Genomic DNA, 2,076 nt, shown 5'->3' with positions numbered 1-2,076 from the left:
CGGGCGGGCGCGGGCGGTCAGGCGCTCGGCGCGGAAGGCGCCGTGGCGGCCCTCTCGCAGGCTGAGTCCCTGGACGTGGTAGACGAACAGCTCGTACCCCCGCGCCTGGGCCTCGAGCATCAGGGCGAAGGTCGAATCGCCGTTTATGTCGATCCCGGCCAGGGGATCCATCTGCACGGCAACCTTCAGCGGGCGGGACATGGACGCAACCTCCGGACGCGATTCGAACCCCGAACGACGTCAAGGGTCGTCCGCCCCCGCTTCTTAATCGAGTTCGGGGTATCGAAAAACCTCATAACACGCTGGCGGAAGCGGATTGCGGCGCGCCGTCCGGTTCGGGATAGGCGATCCGCAGGATTTCGATGATCTCGGCCCCGGCCGGCGTCATCAGCCGGACCTCGTCCCCGACCTGCCCGCCCAGCACGGCGCGCGCGACGGGCGAGGCCAGGCTGACCTGGCCCGCGGCGAGATCGGCCTCGTCCACCCCCAGGATGGTGACCGTGCGTTCCTCATCCGTCTCGGTCGCATAGGTCACGGTGGCGCCGAAGAAGACGCGGTCGCGCCGGGTCTGGGCGGCGGGATCGACGACGATCGCCTTCTCGATCCGGCGGGTCAGGAAACGCACCCGGCGATCGATCTCGCGCAGGCGCTTCTTGCCGTAGAGATAGTCGCCGTTTTCCGAGCGATCGCCGTTTCCGGCCGCCCAGGAGACGATTTCGACGATTCGCGGCCGCTCGTCGCGCAGCAGGGCGTTCAGCTCGCCGCGCATCGCGGCCAGGCCGGCCGCCGTCATGTAGCGCGACACCCCATCCGGCGCGCGGGGGCGGTCGTCGTCGTCGTCGTCATCGGTCATGGAGGCCATTTTGCCCGAGCGTCCCGAATCTGAAACCCTTCGGGTGGAAAAATCGTGGCGGAGTCGCATGACGGCAAGAACCGGGCGGACTCAGCACCCCGTGAGGGCAAGACGGATATGGCCTTCCAGCTTGCGGCCGGGGGCGAGGATTCGCAGGCCCCCGTCGGCCACGCCCGGGTGGTTCAGGGCATCGTTCATGTGGGTCACCGGTTCGACGGCGATGAAGGGCCGGCCGGGCGGGGTATAGAGAACCAGGTGGCGGAACGGGTCGTCGGCCGCGATCGTCAGCGCCAGATTGTCCTGCGGCCAGCGCAGGAAGGCCGCGCCGCTCCATTCCGCATAGCAATGATCGATCGCCTGCGCGCCGATGGGACGCATCTGCTCGAACGACCACTCGCCCGTGGCGGGCACGCGCAGCGCCGGCAGGTGGCGGTCGTCGTTGGTCCAGACGGTGCCGGCGGAAAATCCCAGATGCAGGGCGCCGCGCCGGGGAAAATAGGGATGGAATCCCAGGCCCGCCGGCTGCGGATGCTGATCGGTATTTTCGATCAGCATGCCGATCGACAGCCCGTCCTGCCGCAGGTCGAATCGCAGTTGCGCGCGATAGGCGAAGGGCCATTGCGGATTCGGATGACGGGGATCCAGGTGCGGATTCCAGGACAGGCCCAGGGTGGCGCTGTCGTCGGACAGCAATTCCAGCCGCCAGGCATGTTCCCAGCCATTGCCGTGGATGACATGGGGCTCGCCGGCGAAGTTCGGCCGCATCCGGTATGGCACGCCGTCGAACTGAAAGCAGCCATCCGCCACCCGGTTGGAAAACGGCACCAGCGGATAGGCGGCGACCGCGCGGCCCCGCTGGGCCAGCAGGTTGGGGTCCGCGACGGCATGCAGGATATCGAGCCCGCCGCTCGTCCAGTAGGCGACGGCTCCGCCCAGGCCGGGCAGCAATCCCAGCCGCGCCGAGCCCGCCGCCAGTTCGATCATGCGCTGCTCCGGCATATGCTGCCCTGGCACAAGCTGCTCTGGCATAGGCCACCCTGCCCTGTTGCTTTCGGCGTATCTTCACGCGGCCGGGCGATTCGGCCCAATCACGATCCCCAATCACGATCCATGTCGGGCGGGCCGCCCTATCGCGCGCCGCGACGCCGGGGGCCGCGCCCCTTGGACGGGTCGTAGCCGCCCCCGCCCGACCCCAGCGGTTCGGGCACCTTGGCCTCCTTGCG

The 2,076-nt window shown here is 68.7% G+C and carries 2 protein-coding genes and 1 pseudogene; all 3 read right to left on the bottom strand.

All coding sequences use genetic code 11. The features are described from left to right. A pseudogene (locus tag HUK84_RS15850) lies at positions 1-201 on the bottom strand (glutathione synthase); the annotation flags it as partial. A gap of 91 nt (positions 202-292) precedes the next feature. Further along, positions 293-853, bottom strand: a complete 561-nt coding sequence (gene greB / locus HUK84_RS15845) for a transcription elongation factor GreB (protein WP_176641143.1) — start codon at positions 851-853, stop codon at positions 293-295. Positions 854-943: 90 nt separating this feature from the next. Further along, entirely contained in the window at positions 944-1,882 is a 939-nt protein-coding gene (locus HUK84_RS15840) for an aldose 1-epimerase (RefSeq protein ID WP_246285729.1), read from the bottom strand. Positions 1,883-2,076: the final 194 nt, after the last annotated feature.

The sequence above is a fragment of the Nguyenibacter vanlangensis genome, assembly GCF_013376155.1.
In the GTDB taxonomy this organism is placed as follows: domain Bacteria; phylum Pseudomonadota; class Alphaproteobacteria; order Acetobacterales; family Acetobacteraceae; genus Gluconacetobacter; species Gluconacetobacter vanlangensis.
This window is presented reverse-complemented; position numbering and strand designations above follow the sequence as displayed.

Coding starts and splice junctions, on each gene's coding strand:
- greB (WP_176641143.1), bottom strand. CDS start 853: ATGACCGATGACGACGACGACGACGACCGCCCCCGCGCGCCGGATGGG.
- HUK84_RS15840 (WP_246285729.1), bottom strand. CDS start 1,882: ATGCCAGAGCAGCTTGTGCCAGGGCAGCATATGCCGGAGCAGCGCATG.